General features: G+C 73.7%; 15 protein-coding genes. 12 read left to right on the plus strand and 3 right to left on the minus strand.

The features are described from left to right. Positions 1–5: 5 nt before the first annotated feature. Positions 6–620 (minus strand): MerR family transcriptional regulator, encoded by a 615-nt coding sequence (locus IE321_RS19260; protein WP_190223842.1) that lies wholly within the window; start codon positions 618–620, stop codon positions 6–8. Positions 621–790: 170 nt separating this feature from the next. On the opposite strand from IE321_RS19260, the gene IE321_RS19265 reads away from it, so the two are divergent. From IE321_RS19265 to IE321_RS19285, 5 genes are all read left to right on the plus strand, one after another. Beyond that, on the plus strand, positions 791–2329 hold the full coding sequence (locus IE321_RS19265) for a flavin-containing monooxygenase (protein WP_043226668.1): 1539 nt from the start codon (positions 791–793) through the stop codon (positions 2327–2329). Further along, positions 2326–3231, plus strand: coding sequence for an alpha/beta fold hydrolase (locus IE321_RS19270; RefSeq protein WP_043226666.1), 906 nt, complete (start codon positions 2326–2328; stop codon positions 3229–3231). The genes IE321_RS19265 and IE321_RS19270 overlap by 4 nt, the downstream gene beginning before the upstream one ends. Beyond that, positions 3228–4109, plus strand: a complete 882-nt coding sequence (locus IE321_RS19275) for an SDR family oxidoreductase (RefSeq protein ID WP_190223843.1) — start codon at positions 3228–3230, stop codon at positions 4107–4109. The genes IE321_RS19270 and IE321_RS19275 overlap by 4 nt, the downstream gene beginning before the upstream one ends. 121 nt (positions 4110–4230) lie before the next feature. Further along, positions 4231–4428, plus strand: coding sequence for a hypothetical protein (locus IE321_RS19280; RefSeq protein WP_190223844.1), 198 nt, complete (start codon positions 4231–4233; stop codon positions 4426–4428). Positions 4429–4720: 292 nt separating this feature from the next. Continuing rightward, complete coding sequence (locus tag IE321_RS19285) at positions 4721–5245, plus strand: GNAT family N-acetyltransferase (protein WP_190223845.1); 525 nt, start codon at positions 4721–4723, stop codon at positions 5243–5245. Here the strand turns inward: IE321_RS19285 and IE321_RS19290 are convergent. Beyond that, on the minus strand, positions 5188–8493 hold the full coding sequence (locus tag IE321_RS19290; RefSeq protein WP_190223846.1) for a S41 family peptidase: 3306 nt from the start codon (positions 8491–8493) through the stop codon (positions 5188–5190). The two genes, IE321_RS19285 and IE321_RS19290, sit on opposite strands and share 58 nt — an antisense overlap. 158 nt (positions 8494–8651) lie before the next feature. Between IE321_RS19290 and IE321_RS19295 the strand changes: the two genes are divergently transcribed. Then, positions 8652–9224 (plus strand): TetR/AcrR family transcriptional regulator, encoded by a 573-nt coding sequence (locus IE321_RS19295; protein ID WP_190223847.1) that lies wholly within the window; start codon positions 8652–8654, stop codon positions 9222–9224. A 104-nt stretch (positions 9225–9328) separates the two neighbouring features. Continuing rightward, entirely contained in the window at positions 9329–11500 is a 2172-nt protein-coding gene (locus tag IE321_RS19300; protein WP_190223848.1) for an MMPL family transporter, read from the plus strand. A gap of 96 nt (positions 11501–11596) precedes the next feature. On the opposite strand, the gene IE321_RS19305 is transcribed toward IE321_RS19300, so the two are convergent. Beyond that, on the minus strand, positions 11597–11944 hold the full coding sequence (locus IE321_RS19305; RefSeq protein ID WP_043226655.1) for an SsgA family sporulation/cell division regulator: 348 nt from the start codon (positions 11942–11944) through the stop codon (positions 11597–11599). Positions 11945–12136: 192 nt separating this feature from the next. Between IE321_RS19305 and IE321_RS19310 the strand changes: the two genes are divergently transcribed. Genes IE321_RS19310 through IE321_RS19330 form a run of 5 tightly spaced genes read left to right on the plus strand, consistent with a single transcriptional unit; the run spans position 12137 to position 16652 of the window. Then, positions 12137–13180: an energy-coupling factor ABC transporter permease gene (locus IE321_RS19310; RefSeq protein ID WP_190223849.1), complete on the plus strand. Its 1044-nt coding sequence runs from the start codon at positions 12137–12139 to the stop codon at positions 13178–13180. A 2-nt stretch (positions 13181–13182) separates the two neighbouring features. Beyond that, positions 13183–13944 (plus strand): cobalt ECF transporter T component CbiQ, encoded by a 762-nt coding sequence (gene cbiQ, locus IE321_RS19315; RefSeq protein ID WP_190223850.1) that lies wholly within the window; start codon positions 13183–13185, stop codon positions 13942–13944. After that, a complete protein-coding gene (locus IE321_RS19320) occupies positions 13941–14696 on the plus strand; it encodes an energy-coupling factor ABC transporter ATP-binding protein (protein ID WP_079022208.1) in 756 nt (251 codons plus the stop codon). The genes cbiQ and IE321_RS19320 overlap by 4 nt, the downstream gene beginning before the upstream one ends. A gap of 4 nt (positions 14697–14700) precedes the next feature. After that, positions 14701–15906: a serine hydrolase domain-containing protein gene (locus IE321_RS19325; RefSeq protein ID WP_190223851.1), complete on the plus strand. Its 1206-nt coding sequence runs from the start codon at positions 14701–14703 to the stop codon at positions 15904–15906. After that, on the plus strand, positions 15906–16652 hold the full coding sequence (locus tag IE321_RS19330; protein ID WP_370531625.1) for an SDR family NAD(P)-dependent oxidoreductase: 747 nt from the start codon (positions 15906–15908) through the stop codon (positions 16650–16652). Before IE321_RS19325 ends, IE321_RS19330 begins: the two co-directional genes overlap by 1 nt.

Below are 16652 nucleotides of genomic sequence, written 5' to 3' on the forward strand. Positions count from 1 at the left end.
CGGTCTCAGCCGCGCAGGCGGCGGTCGAGGGCCAGGGAGAGTTCCGCCTCGACGACGTTCTTGGCGAGGGGGCGCAGGCGGTTCAGGTCGCCGTCCTTGACGTGGGGGCCCAGGGCCTCGGCGAAGAGGGCGGCCAGGGCCTCGGCGTGTTCGCGGACGCGGGCGCCGGCCTTGAGGACCTCGGCGAGCGGGACCCCCTCGCGGACGAGGGCGGCGGAGACGTCGAGGAGGCGGCGGCTGACGTGGACGATCTCCTCGCCGTCGGTCGCCAGGTAGCCGAGGTCGAGGGCCGCCGCGAGGTTCTCCGGGGTGACCTCGCCGTCGAAGTGGTCGGCCAGTTCCTCGGGGGTGAGGCGGACGGGCTCCTCCTCGGTGGGGGGGCCGAGTTCGAGGACCTCGCCGACGTCCCGGCCCGATTCGAAGGCCGTCGTCAGGTCGGCGATGCCGGTGAGGGTGTGGCCGCGTTCGAGCAGGGCGGCGATGGTGCGGAGACGGGCCAGGTGGTGCTCGTCGTACCAGGCGATGCGGCCCTCGCGGCGCGGCGGCGGGATCAGGCCGCGCTCGCGGTAGAAGCGGAGCGTGCGGACGGTGATGCCGGCCGCTTCGGCCAGCTCTGCCATCCGGTACTCGTGAGGTGGGTTCCCCGATCGTTCTGCCACACCCGTCAGCCTATGTTGTACCGCCGGTAACTTTCCCTCGTCGGACCCCTACCGCTCGGTATGGAGCTGCTCTACAGTCCCGACTGTGCCAGTGATTGCTGGCGGTATCAGCCAGGCGCACGGGAGGCGGCATGGCGAAGCACGAGCACGTTCGGGTGGCGGTGATCGGATCGGGGTTCGGCGGGCTCGGGGCCGCCGTCCGGCTGCGCCGCGAGGGGATCACCGACTTCGTCGTCCTGGAGCGGGCCGACTCCGTGGGCGGCACCTGGCGGGACAACAGCTACCCCGGGTGCGCCTGCGACGTGCCCTCGCACCTCTACTCCTTCTCCTTCGCGCCCAACCCCGACTGGCCCCGGACCTTCTCCGGCCAGCGGCACATCCGGGCCTACCTGGAGCACGTCGCCGACACCTTCGGCATCCGCCCCCACCTGCGGCTGAACCACGAGGTGCTGCGGATGGAGTGGGACGCCGACGAGCTGCGCTGGCGCATCGAGACCAGCTCCGGCTCCTTCAGCGCCGACGTCGTCGTCTCCGCCACCGGCCCGCTCTCCGACCCGAAGATCCCGGACATCCCCGGACTCGACGGCTTCACCGGCAAGGTCTTCCACTCGGCCCGCTGGGACCACGACTACGACCTGCGGGGCAAGCGCGTCGCCATGGTCGGCACCGGCGCCTCCGCCATCCAGATCGTGCCCGCGATCCAGCCCGACGTCGCGAAGCTGACCCTCTTCCAGCGCACGCCCCCGTGGGTGATGCCCCGCATGGACCGGGCCATCACCGGCCCCGAGCGCTGGCTGCACCGGAAGCTGCCCGTCACCGCCGCCCTGCGCCGCGGCATCCTGTGGGGCATCCGGGAGCTCCAGGTCGGCGCCTTCACCAAGCACCCCGGCGAGCTGGGCCTGGTCGAGAAGCTGGCCAAGGCCAACATCGCCAAGTCCGTCAAGGACCCGGTGCTGCGGGCCAAGCTGACCCCCTCGTACCGCATCGGCTGCAAGCGGATCCTGCTCTCCAACGCCTACTACCCGGCCCTCGCCCAGCCCAACGTCGACGTCGTCGCCGGCGGCCTGAAGGAGGTCCGCGGCGATGTGGTCGTCGGCTCCGACGGCACCGAGACCGAGGTCGACGCGATCGTCTTCGGCACCGGCTTCCACGTCACCGACATGCCGATCGCCCCGCGCGTCATCGGCGCCGACGGCGTCTCGCTCGCCGAGGCGTGGAAGGACGGCATGGAGGCGCTGCGCGGCGCCACCGCCGCCGGCTTCCCCAACTGGATGACGATCATCGGGCCCAACACCGGCCTCGGGAACTCCTCCATGATCCTCATGATCGAGTCCCAGCTGAACTACATGGCCGACTACCTGCGCCAGCTGAACGTGCTCGGCGGCCGGTCCGCCCTCGCCGTCCGCCCCTCCGCCGTCAACGCCTGGAACCGCAAGGTCCAGAACCGGATGGAGAAGACCGTCTGGAAGGCCGGCGGCTGCGACAGCTGGTACCTCGACGCCAACGGCCGCAACACCACCCTGTGGCCCGGCACCACCGGCGAGTTCCGCCGCGAGACCCGGCAGGTCGACCTCTCCGAGTACGAGGTCGTCCGCGCACCGAAGCCGGTCGGGGCCACCCCCGCCCCCGCCGCCCGCCGCGCCGCCCGCAAGAAGGAGGCCGCCCAGTGATACGGCTCCCCGAACCCCGCGCGCTCACCGTCCGCTCCGCCGACGGCGCCGAACTGCACGCCGAGGTGTACGGCCCCGAGGGCGCGCCCGCCGTCGTCCTCGCCCACGGCTGGACCTGCTCCATCGGCTTCTGGGCCGAGCAGATCCGCGCCCTGGCCGCCGACCACCGGGTGATCGCCTACGACCAGCGCGGCCACGGCCGCTCCCCGGTCCCCGCCCCCGGCGGCTACTCGACCACCGCGCTCGCCGACGACCTGGAGGCGGTGCTCGCCGCCACCCTCGGCCCCGGCGAGCGGGCCGTGGTCGCCGGCCACTCCATGGGCGGCATGACGATCATGGCCGCGGCCGGCCGGCCCGGCTTCGTCCAGCACGCCGCCGCCGTCCTGCTCTGCTCGACCGGCCCGTCCCGGCTCACCGCCGAGGCGACCGTGGTGCCGCTCGGGCCCGGCGGGCTGCGCACCCGGCTGACCGGCGCCGTCCTCGGCTCGAAGGCGCCGCTGGGCCCGGTCAACGGGATCTCCAGGAAGATCCTCAAGTACGCCACGATGGGACCGGGTTCGACGCCGGACCGGGTCGACGCCTGCGCCCGGATCGTGCACGCCTGCCCGCGCCCGTCCCGCCACGGCTGGTCCCAGGTGCTCGCCGGGCTCAATCTGGAGGCGGACGTCCGGGAGCTCAGGGTCCCGGCCGCCGTGCTCGTCGGCACCGCCGACCGGCTCACCCCGCCGGTCCACTCCCGGGCCCTGGCCGAGGCGCTGCCGCACTGCGCCGGCCTGACCGAACTGGCCGGCATGGGCCACATGACGCCGGTCGAGGCCCCGGAGGCCGTCACCGCGCAGATCCGCGAACTGACGCTCACGTATCTCGGAGCGCACCCGACCGGCAAGGAGGCAGGGGTATGAGCAGGGTCAGCCTGGAAGGACAGGTCGCGGTCGTCACCGGCGGCGCCCGCGGCGTGGGCGAGCTGCTCGCCCGCAAGCTCTCGGCGCGCGGCGCGAAGATCGCCCTCGTCGGCCTGGAGCCGGAACTCCTCAAGGAGGTCGCCGGCCGGCTGCACACCGAGGCCGACTGGTGGGAGGCGGACGTCACCGACCACGAGGCGATGGCCCGGGTCGCCGCCGAGGTCAAGGAGCGGTTCGGCAAGGTCGACGTCGTCGTCGCCAACGCGGGCGTCGCGGCCGGCGGCCCGTTCGTGGACTCCGACCCCGTCGCCTGGCGCCGGGTCATCGAGGTCAACCTGATCGGCGGGGCGGTCACCGGCCGCGCCTTCCTGCCGGTCCTCATGGAGTCCCGGGGGTACTTCCTCCAGATCGCCTCGCTCGCCGCGATCACCCCGGCCCCGATGATGACCGCCTACTGCGCCTCCAAGTCGGGCGTCGAGGCGTTCGCGCACAGCCTGCGGGCCGAGGTCGCGTACAAGGGCGTGAAGGTGGGCGTCGGCTATCTCTCCTGGACCGACACCGACATGGTGCGGGGCGCGGACCAGGACGACGTGATGAAGGAGCTGCGGCAGCGGCTGCCGTGGCCGTCGAACCGCACCTACCCGCTCGGCCCGGCCGTGGACCGGATCGTCGCGGGCATCGAGCGCCGCTCGGCCCATGTGTACGCGCAGTGGTGGCTGCGCGGGATGCAGTCGGTCCGCGGCTACCTGCCGAGCGTGATCGCCACGGTCGGGCAGCGCGAGATGAGGCGGTTCGAGCCCCGGCTGGCCTCGGTCTCCAAGGGCCTGGTCGGCGCGGGCGGAGCGGCGGACGAGCAGGCGCGGACCGAGAAGGCCTGAGGCCGTGCGGCACGCAGCGTAACTGATCGAAATGCGTGGAATGTTCGCTCGTGCAAGGCTGGTCGAGGCCCGGGGGCAAGCCGCCCCCGCACCCCTCACACCCGTCTAGGAGTGAACCTTCATGGGCATCAAGGACCAGTTCCAGGACAAGGCGCAGGAGCTCGCCGACCGCGGCAAGCAGGCCATGGGCCAGGGCAAGGGCAGGGACGCCAAGGACGAGGCGTCCCAGCGTGCCTCGCAGGCCCGTGACGGCGCCCAGGAGGCGAAGGAGCGCGCCGAGCGGGAGCTGCGCGAGCGCTCCGGCCGCGACGACGCCTGACGCCCGTCCTGCCACGGAAGGCGCACCCGGGACGCCGGGTGCGCCTTCCGCGCGTCCGCGCGCGGACCACGGGTTTCCGGTCCGGGGCAACCTGCGCGGACCACGGGTTTCCGGTCCGGAGCGGCCTGGGCGGATCCCGGGTTTCCGGTCCGGGGCGGCCCGCGCGGACCCCGGCTTCCGCAGGGGGTGCCTCGCGCGGACCCCCGGCTTCCGCGCGAGCCGCCCCGAGGTGTCTGTGCGCCCAGGGCGTAACTCCCGCGCGCCCGCCCGGGGATCTTCGTACGCTCCCTCCATGTCCGTCGTACTCGAACGCCTGCGCCCCGACCACGCCCCGGCCCTGCTCGTCTTCGAGCGGGAGAACCGGGCCTTCTTCGCCGCCACCGTGGCCGACCGGGGGGACGCGTACTTCGCCGAGTTCGACGCCCGCCTCCGGGCCCTGCTCGACGAGCAGGAGGAGGGGACGGTCCACTTCCACGTCCTGGTGGCCGAGGACGGCGCGATCCTCGGCCGGATCAATCTGGTCGACGTCGCCGACGGAGCGGCCGAGCTCGGCTACCGGATCGCGGAGGCGGCCACCGGCCGGGGGCTCGCCACCCGCGGCGTCCTGGAGGTCTGCCGGCTCGCCGTGGAGGAGTACGGGCTGCGCCGGCTGCACGCCGGGGCGGCGAAGGAGAACGCCGCGTCCCGGGCGGTGCTCGCCCGGGTCGGCTTCGGCGCGGTCGGCGGCGCGGTGATGGACGACGGGGGGACCGGGATCTCCTACGAGCTGGACCTCGGCGGCAGCTTCGGGCGGGAGCGGTCCGGCGCGCCCTCGTAGCCGGGCGGGCTCGCCGCGGGTTCGGCGTCCAGCAGGGCGAGGGCCGCGTCGACGGCGTCGTCGAGCTGGGCGTGCCGGCCCTCGGCCCAGTCGAGGGGGGTGCGCAGGACGGAGACGTCGGGCTCGACGCCGTGGTTCTCCACGGACCAGCCCCACTCGGTGAACCAGGCGGCGTTCATGGGCACGGTGATCTGGGTGCCGTCGCCGAGCTTGTGGCGGCCGGTCATGCCGACCACCCCGCCCCAGGTGCGCTGTCCGACGACGGGGCCGAGGCCGAGGAGCTTGAAGGCGGCGGTGATCATGTCGCCGTCGGAGGAGGTGGCCTCGTCGGCGAGGGCGACGACGGGGCCGCGCGGGGCGTTGGAGGCGTAACTGACGGGCTGGGCGTTGCGCGTGAGGTCCCAGCCGATGATCTTCCGGGTGAGGGTCTCCACGACGAGTTCGCTGATGTGGCCGCCGGCGTTGCCGCGCACGTCGACGATGAGGGCGGGCCGGGAGACCTCCATGCGCAGGTCGCGGTTGAACTGCGCCCAGCCGGAGCCGCCCATGTCGGGGATGTGGAGGTAGCCGCAGCGTCCGCCGCTCAGCTCCCGCACGACGGCCCGGCGTTTGGCGACCCAGTCCTGGTAGCGCAGCGGGCGTTCGTCGATCAGCGGGACCACGGCGACCCGGCGGGAGCGGCCCTCGCCGCCGGCCGGGGTGAAGGTGAGTTCGACGGTGGTGCCGCCGGTGCCGGCGAGCAGCGGGTAGGGGCCGGCGACGGGGTCGACGGGCCGGCCGTCGACGTGGGTGAGGGCGGCGCCCTCGCGGATGCCGGTGCCGGCCAGCGGGGAGCGGGCCTTGGAGTCGGAGGACTCGCCGGGCAGGATCCGCTTCACCACCCAGTCGCCGTCGCGGGGCACGAGGTTGGCGCCGAGCAGGCCCTGGGGGCGCTGGTAGTGCGGCGGTCCCTCGTTGCGCCGGGCGGGGGTGACGTAGGCGTGCGAGGTGCCGAGTTCGCCCATGACCTCGCGCAGCAGGTCGGCGAACTCGTCCGGGGAGGCGACCCGTTCGAGCAGCGGCCGGTACTGGTCGAGGACGGCGTCCCAGTCGACGCCGCCCATGCCGGGCTCCCAGAAGTAGGCGCGGACGATCCGGCCCGCCTCGTCGTAGGACTGGCGCCACTCGGCGCCGGGGTCGACGTCGTGGAGGACGCGGCGCAGGTCGAGGTAGACGGTGGAGTCGCCGTCGCCGGCCTCGGTGGCGGGGACGGCCCGCAGCTCGCCCTCGTCGAAGACGACGAGTCGGCTGCCGTCGCCGCTGACCGCGAACCAGTCGAGGTCGCGGGCGAGTTCGGTGCGGCGGGCCTTGGCGACGGAGAAGTGCTCCAGGGTGGGGCGGCCGGAGGTGTCGGCGGGGTTGGCGAAGGTCTCGCCGAGCGCGCCGGAGATGGGCCAGCGCAGCCAGACGAGCCCGCCGCCGGTGACCGGGGCGAGCGCCGAGTACTTGGAGGCGGCGACCGGGAAGGGGGTGACCCGGTCGGGCAGGCCCTCGATCTCCACGGTGACCGTGCCGTCGCCGCTGTCGGCGCCGTCGTCGGCCGGGTCCATGCCGCCGGCCGCGGGGCGCCCGTCGGGCAGCAGCGCGAAGGGGGAGAGGGTCGCGGAGGAGAGCGGCACCAGGTAGGGGCGGCAGCCGAGCGGGAACGACAGGTCGCCGGTGTGGACGTCGTACACCGGGTCGAAGCCGCGCCAGGAGAGGAAGGCGAGGTAGCGGCCGTCACTGGTGAAGACGGGGTTCTCGTCCTCGAAGCGGCCGTTGGTGACGTCGATGACGGTGCGCGGGCCGGGGCCGGAGATCCGGACGAGCTTGATGGAGCGCAGCGAGCGGCCGATGCCGGGGTGGGACCAGGTGAGCCAGGCGCCGTCGGGGGAGAAGGCGAGGTCGCGGACGGGGCCGTTGACGGACCGGATCAGCTCGGTGACCTCGCCGTTGGATTCCTCGGTGGCGTCGACGAGGAGGAGCCGGCCGTCGTTCGAGGCGATGGCGAGGCGTTCGCCGTCGGGGTCGGCGACGAGTTCCTCGACCCGGCCCAGTTCCCCGGCGGCGAGTCGGCGCGGGGGCCGGTCGCCGCTGGCGCGGGGCAGGTAGGCGATCTCGACGGCGTCGTCGCCCTCGGCGTCGGTGACGTAGGCGATCTGGCCGCCGCTGCCCAGCATCTCGGGGAGCCGGACGCGGACGCCGGGGGTGTCGGTGATGGCGCGGGCGGGCCCGTCGCGGTGGGTGAGCCAGTACAGGCTGCCGCGCACGCCGACGGCGCTGGCCCGGCCGGTCTCGTCGACGGAGAGCGCGTCGACGTGCTGGGCGGCGGGCACCTGGTAGGGGCGGCGGCCGGCCCGCTGGCCGCCGAGGCGCACCTCCAGGCGGCGCGGTGCGGCGCCGGCGCCCAGGTCCTCGGCGATCCACAGCTCGCCGGCGCACTGGTAGACGATCCGGCGTCCGTCGGAGGAGGCGTGCCGGGCGTAGAAGTCGGCGTGGTCGGTGTGGCGGCGCAGGTCCGTGCCGTCGGGGCGGCAGGAGTAGAGGTTGCCGACGCCCTCGTGGTCGGAGAGGAAGGCGATCCGGTACCCGTCCTCGCCGGGCGGCGCGGCGACGAACATCGGGTCGGCGAGGTGGCCGCCGAGGTCGGGCAGGAGCCGTTCGCCGTGGAGCCAGAGGCGGCCGGTGGCGCCGCCCCGGTAGCGCTTCCAGGCGGCCGGCTCGTGCGGCGGGGTGCCGGTGAGCAGGAGGGTGCGGCGCTCGCCTTCGACGTCCTGGACGGCGATGTCGCAGACCGGGCCCCAGGGCATCCGGCCGCCGGGGGAGCCGTCGGTGGCGACGGTGTACGCCCAGGAGAAGTACGAGAAGGGCTGGCCCTGCGAGGAGACGGCGAGGATGTCGGAGCGGCCGTCCTTGTCCGGGGGCGACCAGCCGCAGACGCGGGTGTCGGTGGAGCCCCAGTGGGTGAGCTGCCGGGCGTGGCCGCCGTCGACGGGCACCAGGTGGATCTCGGGGTCGAGGCTGCGCCAGTTCGTGTAGGCGATCTGGCGGCCGTCGGGGGAGAAGCGGGGGTGCCCGGCCCGGGTGCGGTCGACGGTGAGTCGCCAGGCGCGCCCGGGGCGATGGCCCTCGGGCACGAGCGGGGCGATCCAGAGGTCGTCCTCGGCCGTGAAGCACAGCAGGTCGTCGTGGAGGTGCGGGAAGCGGAGGTAGGCCACGTCGTCACTCACCCGTTCATGCTTTCCGCGCGGAGGGGGTGCGGCAACCCGTACAGCGGAGCCGGTGTGGCCCAGGACACGTACGAAACGGTTTCGTTTCGCTGGGAGGAGGGGTACCTTCGTACCGTACGAAGAGTACGAAACCGTTTCGTTCGGTCCGGAGGTACGGCATGGCCCGCAGCAGACTGACCCCCGAGCGGGAGTCCGAGCTGTACGCGGCCGTCCTCGACCTCCTCCGCGAGGTCGGCTACGACGCCCTCACCATGGACGCCGTCGCCGCCCGCACCCACTCCAGCAAGGCCACCCTCTACCGCCAGTGGGGGAGCAAGCCGGAGCTGGTCGCCCGGGCCCTGCGCCACAACAAGCCGGTCAGCCTCACCGAGATCGACACCGGCTCGCTGCGCGGCGACTTCCAGGCCCTCATGGACCTCACCGACGACTGCCAGATGGAGAAGGACACCGCGCTGATGCGGGGTCTGGCCCATGCCGTCCACGACAACCCGGACCTGCACCGGGCCCTGCGCGAGCTGCTCGTCGAACCCGAGCTGAACGGCTTCGACGAGGTCCTTGCCCGTGCGGTCCGGCGGGGCGAGATCGACCCGGACAATCCGGCGCTCAAGCTCGTCCCGCACATGCTGATCGGGGCGTTCGTCGCCCGCCCGCTGGTCGACGACCAGCCGGTCGACCGCGCCTTCCTCAGCGCCTACGTCGACGCCGTCGTGCTCCCCTCACTCGGCGTCTGACCCGCCCCACCCGTAAGTCCCCTGCTCCACCTGACTGCGCACCGCTCACGCCGTCGGGCCGGCTCCCCATGCCCTGTCCCGCCCCACTATGGGAGTACGCACCCGTGGCCACCTTCCTGTACAAGCTGGGCCGCACCGCCTTCCGGCGCCGACGGCTCGTCGCCCTCCTCTGGGTGGCGCTCCTCGCGCTCGCCGGAGTCGGCGCCGCCACCGCGCCCGCCGCGACCTCCAGCTCCTTCTCCATCCCCGGCACCGAGGCCCAGCGCGCCTTCGACCTGCTCGAAGAGCGCTTCCCCGGCGCCGGCGCCGACGGCGCCACCGCCCGGATCGTCTTCAAGGCACCCGACGGCGGCTCCATGAACGACGCGGCCCCCAAGGCCGTCGTCGAGGAGACCGTCGCCGCGCTGAAGTCCGGCTCGGACCAGATCGTCTCCGTCACCGACCCGTACACGGCCCAGGCCGTCTCCCGGGACGGCTCCACCGCCTACGTCTCCGTCGCCTACAAGGTCAACGGGATGGAGCTGACCGACGAGACCCGCGAGGCGCTGACCCAGGCCGGACACGCGGCGCAGGGCAAGGGCCTGACGGTCGAGGTCGGCGGCGACGCCCTCCAGACCATGCCCGAGACCGGCGCCGGCGAGATCGTCGGCGTGGTCATCGCCGGCATCGTCCTCGTCATCACCTTCGGCTCGCTCGTCGCGGCCGGACTGCCGCTGCTCACCGCGATCATCGGCGTCGGCATCGGCGTCTCCACGATCACCGCGCTCGCCAACGTCCTGGACCTCGGCTCCACCACCTCCACGCTCGCGATGATGATCGGCCTCGCCGTCGGCATCGACTACGCCCTCTTCATCGTCTCCCGCTACCGCTCCGAACTGGCGGACGGGCGGACCAAGGAGGAGGCCGCCGGCCGCGCCACCGGCACCGCCGGATCGGCCGTCGTCTTCGCCGGCCTCACCGTCGTCATCGCCCTCGTCGGCCTCGCCGTCGTCAACATCCCGATGCTGACGAAGATGGGCTTCGCCGCCGCTGGCACCGTCGTCATCGCCGTCCTGATCGCCCTCACCCTGATCCCGGCGCTGCTCGGCTTCGCCGGCGACAAGGTCATCGGACGCAAGCAGCGCAAGGGCGCCCAGAACCCCGAGGAGGCCGCGAAGGCCGCGAAGCCGAACGCCGGCACCCGCTGGGCCCGCTTCGTCATCCGCCGCCCCGTCTTCGTGCTGCTCGCCGGCGTCCTCGGCCTCGGCGCCATCGCGATCCCGGCCGCCTCCCTGGAGATGGGCCTCCCGGACGACGGCGTGAAGCCGGTCTCCGCGACCGAGCGCCGCGCCTACGACCTGCTGTCCGACGGCTTCGGCCCCGGCTTCAACGGCCCGCTGCTCGTCGTCGTCGACGGCGACAAGGCCACCGCCGAGAAGACGGTCACCACCATCAAGGGACTCGACGGCATCGCCGCCGTCACCCCGGCCACGCCCAACAAGGCCGGCGACGCCGCCATGATCACGGTGATCCCGAAGGACCGCCCGTCCTCCGGCGCCACCGAGACCCTGGTCCACGACATCCGGGACGCCACCGGGGACGACGTCCTCGTCACCGGCGCCACCGCGATGAACATCGACTTCTCGCAGAAGATGAACGACGCCCTGGTGCCCTACCTGGCCCTCGTCGTCGGCCTCGCCTTCGTCCTGCTGACCGTGGTCTTCCGCTCGGTCCTGGTGCCCCTGAAGGCGGCCCTCGGCTTCCTGCTCTCGGTGGTCGCCGCCCTCGGCGCCGTCGTCGCGGTCTTCCAGTGGGGCTGGCTGGGCAGCCTGTTCGGCGTCGAGCAGACCGGCCCGATCATGTCGATGATGCCGATCTTCATGGTGGGCGTCGTCTTCGGCCTCGCGATGGACTACGAGGTCTTCCTCGTCACCCGGATGCGCGAGGCGTACGTCCACGGCGAGCGGCCCGGCGAGGCGATCGTGACCGGCTTCCGGCACAGCGCCCGGGTGGTCACCGCCGCCGCGGTGATCATGATCGCGGTCTTCTCCGGCTTCATCGGCATGAGCGACCAGATGATCAAGATGATCGGCTTCGGCCTCGCCGTCGCCGTCCTCTTCGACGCCTTCGTCGTCCGCATGGCGATCGTCCCGGCCGTCCTCGCGCTCCTCGGCCACAAGGCGTGGTGGCTGCCGAAGTGGCTGGACCGGGCGCTGCCCAACGTGGACGTGGAGGGCGAGGGGCTGGCCGCCCAGGACGCCGCCGCGGACCGGAAGCCGGACCTCGTGAAGGCGTGACGCCCCCGTAGTCCCCGGGGCGGCCCCTGAGCGGGGGGCGCGCCCCGGACCGCGCCGGGACCTGTGGGGACGGGGAGCCGACGCGGTCGTACGCCGTCAGCGTGTCGTGAGAGACGACGCGCCGGCGGCGTACGTGTGTTCCAGGAAGCGGGTGAGGGCGACGCTGTCGAACTGGACGACGGAGACCAGGTCCGCGCCGTGGAACTCGACCACCGTCTGGGCCCGGCCGCACGGCCACACCGCGATGTCGCCCCGGTGCGCGGGCTCGCGCAGCCCGTCCTCCAGGAGGGCGCGGGGGAAGGACCACTCGACGCCGCCGGGTAGGGCGAAGCGGACCGTGGCGGGGGAGAAGCCGGGGTCGTAGCGGAGGGCGACGGGGACGGCCCGGGCGACCGGGGCGTCACTGATCAGGCGGCCTCGGGCGTGGTCCTCGACGGCGCGCATCGGTGGCTCCTCAGCTGTAGCGGTCCGGTGTCCTGGAGCGGTGCGAGCCACGCTGCGGTTCGATTTGCTCCTTGATGTCGCATTCTTCCCCGCATATGCCCGGCTCACTCCCGACGTGTCCGGCCTCACATCGCCATCTTGTGATCCAGGCGCTCTTGCAAGTCTTTTGCAGCTGCGCTCATCATTCGGTACGTGCATGTACCTGACGGATTCATCAACGCCCCCGTGTCCGCCGCCGCCGGCGTCGCCGCCGCAGCCGCCGTGGCGGTCAGCCTGCGGGGTGCGCGCAAGGAACTCGACGAGAAGGTCGCCCCGCTCGCGGGCCTGGTCGCGGCCTTCGTCTTCGCCGTCCAGATGCTCAACTTCCCGGTCGCGGCCGGCACCAGCGGCCACCTCCTCGGCGGTGCGCTCGCCGCCGTCCTCGTCGGACCGTGGACCGGCGTCCTCTGCATCGCCGTCGTCCTCCTCATGCAGGGCGTCCTCTTCGCCGACGGCGGCCTCACCGCCCTCGGCGTCAACATCACCGTCATGGGCGTGGTGACCGTCGTCGTCGCCCACCTCCTCTTCCGCGGCCTGCGGCTCGTGCTGCCCCGCACCCGGGGCGGCGTCACCGCCGCGACCTTCGTCGCCGCGCTCGTCTCCGTACCGGCCTCGGCCGCCGCCTTCACCCTGATCTACGCCGTCGGCGGCACCACCGACGTGCCGATCGGCAAGGTCCTCACCGCGATGCTCGGCGTCCACGTCCTCATCGGCGTCGGCGAGGCCGTCATCACCGCCCTCACCGTCGGCGCCGTCCTCGCCGTCCGCCCCGACCTCGTCCACGGCGCCCGCGGCCTCACCGCCCCGCTGAAGCTCCGCGTCGACGGCGAGCTGGTCGACGCCGCCCCGGCCGAGACCCCCGCCGCCGTCCCGAAGAGCCCGAAGAAGGTGTGGATCGGCGGCGTCGTCACCGCCCTCGTCCTCGCCGGCGTCGTCTCCTTCTACGCCTCCGCCAGCCCCGACGGCCTGGAGAAGGTCGCCGCCGACCAGGGCATCGACGCCAAGGCGGAGGAGTACGAGCACGCCACCGCCGACTCCCCGCTCGCCGACTACGGCGTCAGGGGCGTCGACTCCGCCCGCCTCTCCGGCGGCCTCGCCGGCGTCATCGGCGTCGGCGTCACCCTCGCCGTCGGCACCGGCGCCTTCTGGGCCGTCCGCCGCCGCCGCGCCGCCGCCGAGACCGGCGCCCGGGTCTGACGATGGGAGCGGGCCACGCGCACAAGCTGTACCGGCGGGGGGACTCGCCGGTGCACGGCCTGCCCCCGCACACCAAGCTCGTCGCCGTCCTCGGCTTCGTCCTGGTGGTCGTCACCACACCCCGCGAGGCCGTCTGGGCCTTCGGGCTCTACGCGGCGCTGCTCGGCGCGGTCGCCGCGCTCGCCCGCGTGCCGGCCGGCTTCCTGCTCCGCCGGCTCGTCATCGAGATCCCCTTCGTCGCCTTCGCCCTGCTCATGCCCTTCGTGGTCCCCGGCGAGCAGACCACCGTCCTCGGCGTCCCGCTGAGCATCCCCGGCCTGTGGGGCGCCTGGAACATCCTCGCCAAGGGCACCCTCGGCGTCGCCGCCTCCGTGCTCCTCGCCGCCACCACCGAGCTGCGCTCCCTGATCCTCGGCCTCCAGCGGCTCGGCCTGCCCTCGCTGCTCGTCCAGATCGCCTCCTTCATGATCCGGTACGGGGACGTCATCACCGACGAGATGCGGCGGATGTCCGTCGCCCGCCGCTCCCGCGGCTTCGAGGCGTCGGGCGTCCGGCACTGGGGCGTCCTCGCCAAGTCCGCGGGCGCGCTCTTCATCCGCTCGTACGAGCGCGGCGAGCGCGTCCACCTCGCCATGGTCAGCCGCGGCTACACCGGCACCCTGCCCGTCCTCGACGAGCGGCCCGTCGCCCGCGCCCAGTGGGCGGCGGCCCTCGCGCTGCCGCTCACCGCCCTCCCGATCTGCCTCCTCGCCCTCCTGGGATGACCACCATGACCACCGCCCCCTCCCTCGACGTGCGCGGCCTCGCCTACGCCTACCCCGACGGCCACCAGGCCCTCTTCGGCGTGGACCTGACCATCGGACGGGGCGAACGGGTCGCCCTCCTCGGCCCCAACGGCGCCGGCAAGACCACGCTCGTCCTCCACCTCAACGGCATCCTCGCCGCCGGCGCGGGCAGCGTCACCGTCGCCGGACTGCCGGTCGGCAAGAAGCACATGGCGGAGATCCGGCGGAAGGTCGGCATCGTCTTCCAGGACCCGGACGACCAGCTCTTCATGCCGACCGTCCGCGAGGACGTGGCCTTCGGCCCCGCCGCGGCCGGGCTGCGCGGCGCCGAGCTGGACGCGGTCGTGGAGAAGGCGCTCGACCGCGTCGGCATGGCCGGTTACGCCGACCGTCCCCCGCACCACCTCTCGTTCGGCCAGCGGCGCCGGGTCGCCGTCGCGACCGTCCTCGCCACCGAGCCGGAGATCCTCGTCCTCGACGAGCCGTCCTCCAACCTGGACCCGGCCTCCCGCCGCGAGCTCGCCGACGTGCTGCGCGCGCTCGACGTCACCGTCCTCATGGTCACCCACGACCTGCCGTACGCCCTGGAGCTCTGCCCGCGCTCGCTCGTCCTCAGCGAGGGCGTGATCGCCGCCGACGGCCCGACCCGCGAGATCCTCTCCGACGAGGAGCTCATGGCCCGCCACCGCCTCGAACTGCCCTTCGGCTTCGTCCCGGGTTCCGTCGCCTGAGACCATGGGACCCGGTTCGTACGGAAGGACGAAGGTGGATCAGGTGGACGTCCAGGTCCAGGGCACGGTGGCACCCGGCTGGGAGCCGGTCCGGGACGCGTTCCTGCGCAACTTCGAGCAGCGCGGCGAGAAGGGCGCGGCCGTCGCCGTCCACCGCGACGGCGAGAAGGTCGTCGACCTGTGGGCGGGCGCGAAGGACGCCGACGGCACCGCCCCCTGGACGGAGGGCACCGCCCAGGTCGTCCGCTCCGCCACCAAGGGCGTCGCCGCCGCCGTCCCGCTCCTCCTCCACCAGCGCGGCCGGCTCGACCTGGACGCCCCGGTGGCCACCTACTGGCCCGCCTTCAAGGCGGCCGGCAAGGACCGGGTGACGGTACGGCAGCTCCTCGCCCACCAGGCGGGCGTCCCCGTCCTCGACCGCCCCCTCACCCTCGCCGAGGCCATCGACCTGGAGGCGTCCACCGCCGCGATCGCCGCCCAGGCCCCGGTCTGGGAGCCCGGCACCGCCCACGGCTACCACGCCCACACCTTCAGCTGGCTGCTCTCCGGCCTGGTCCACCGCGTCACCGGCCGCACCCTCGGCCGCTGGGTCGCGGAGGAACTGGCCGCCCCCCTCGGCCTGGACCTGTGGATCGGCCTCCCGGCCGCCGAGGAACACCGCGTCGGCCGCCTGGCCCCGGTCGAGGCCCCCGAGGACACCGGCGCCCTCCGCCTGCGCCCCAAGCGCTCGGTCACCGAGGCGTGGCAGGACCCCGGCTCCCTCACCCGCCGCGCCTTCGAGGTCATCACCCCGAAGCCCGACGAGAACGACCCGGCCTACCGCGCCGCCGAACTCCCCGGCTCGGCCGGAGTGGCCACCGCCCGCGCCCTCTCCCGCTTCTACGCCGCCGCCCTCGGCCCGCTGCCCGACGGCACCCCCCGCCTCTTCGCCCCCGCGACCCTCGCCCTGGCCCGCACCGAGGAATCCGCCGGCACCGACCGCGTCCTCCTCGTCGGCACCCGCTTCGGCCTCGGCCACATGCTCCACGGCTCCGCCTCCCCCCTCCTCGGCCCCACCTCCTTCGGCCACCCCGGCCGCGGCGGCTCCCTCGCCTTCGCCGACCCGGAGTCCGGCACCGCCTTCGCCTACGTCACCAACGGCATGCGGAAGACCGTCACCTCCGACCCGCGCGCCCAGGCTCTGGTGAGGGCGGTCAAGTCCCTGCTCTGATGGGGCACATGAACCGCTTCGAAGGACAGACGGCCCTGATCACCGGCGCGGGCAGCGGCATCGGCGCGGCGACCGCCCGCCGCCTGGCGGCGGAAGGCGCGCACGTCCTGGTCACGGACATCGACGAGGAGGCCGCCCGCGAGGTGGCGGCCGGCCTCCCGCACGCCACGGCGCACCGCCTCGACATCACCGACCGCGCGGGGATCGACCGGCTGATCGGCGGACTCCCCGCCCTCCACGTCCTGGTCAACAACGCCTTCGTCCCCTTCGTCGACGACCCCGACGACAACTGGCGCCGCCAGCTCGACGGCACCCTCCTGGGCGCCGTCCACTGCTCCCGGGCCGCCCTCCCGCACCTGGCGGACACCCGGGGCGCGATCGTCGTCATCGGCTCGGTCAACGCCGAGGCCGACTTCGGCGACCACGCCTACAGCGCCGCGAAGGCGGCCCTGGGCTCCTACACCCGCACCCTGGCCGGCGAGGCCGCCCCCCTCGGCGTCCGCGTCAACCGGATCAACCCCGGTACCGTCGCCACCCCCTCCTGGTCCGGCCGCGAGAAGCAGCTCGCCGCCCTCGGCGCCCGCGCCTACCCCCTCGGCCGCGTCGGCACCCCCGAGGACATCGCCGCCGCCGTCGCCTTCCTCGCCTCCCCCGACGCCGCCTGGATCACCGGCACCACCCTCCGCGTCGACGGCGGCCTCATGGCGGTGAACCGGCACTTCCGCGAGATCCTGGGCGACGACTGA

This window comes from Streptomyces hydrogenans (assembly GCF_014656075.1).
Taxonomy (GTDB): domain Bacteria; phylum Actinomycetota; class Actinomycetes; order Streptomycetales; family Streptomycetaceae; genus Streptomyces; species Streptomyces hydrogenans.

Bases quoted from the DNA above. Each gene is read 5' to 3' on its own strand.
- IE321_RS19260 (WP_190223842.1), bottom strand. From the start codon at position 620: ATGGCAGAGCTGGCCGAAGCGGCCGGCATCACCGTCCGCACGCTCCGC.
- IE321_RS19265 (WP_043226668.1), top strand. From the start codon at position 791: ATGGCGAAGCACGAGCACGTTCGGGTGGCGGTGATCGGATCGGGGTTC.
- IE321_RS19275 (WP_190223843.1), top strand. From the start codon at position 3,228: ATGAGCAGGGTCAGCCTGGAAGGACAGGTCGCGGTCGTCACCGGCGGC.
- IE321_RS19280 (WP_190223844.1), top strand. From the start codon at position 4,231: ATGGGCATCAAGGACCAGTTCCAGGACAAGGCGCAGGAGCTCGCCGAC.
- IE321_RS19285 (WP_190223845.1), top strand. From the start codon at position 4,721: ATGTCCGTCGTACTCGAACGCCTGCGCCCCGACCACGCCCCGGCCCTG.
- IE321_RS19295 (WP_190223847.1), top strand. From the start codon at position 8,652: ATGGCCCGCAGCAGACTGACCCCCGAGCGGGAGTCCGAGCTGTACGCG.
- IE321_RS19305 (WP_043226655.1), bottom strand. From the start codon at position 11,944: ATGCGCGCCGTCGAGGACCACGCCCGAGGCCGCCTGATCAGTGACGCC.
- cbiQ (WP_190223850.1), top strand. From the start codon at position 13,183: ATGGGAGCGGGCCACGCGCACAAGCTGTACCGGCGGGGGGACTCGCCG.
- IE321_RS19320 (WP_079022208.1), top strand. From the start codon at position 13,941: ATGACCACCATGACCACCGCCCCCTCCCTCGACGTGCGCGGCCTCGCC.
- IE321_RS19325 (WP_190223851.1), top strand. From the start codon at position 14,701: ATGGGACCCGGTTCGTACGGAAGGACGAAGGTGGATCAGGTGGACGTC.
- IE321_RS19330 (WP_370531625.1), top strand. From the start codon at position 15,906: ATGGGGCACATGAACCGCTTCGAAGGACAGACGGCCCTGATCACCGGC.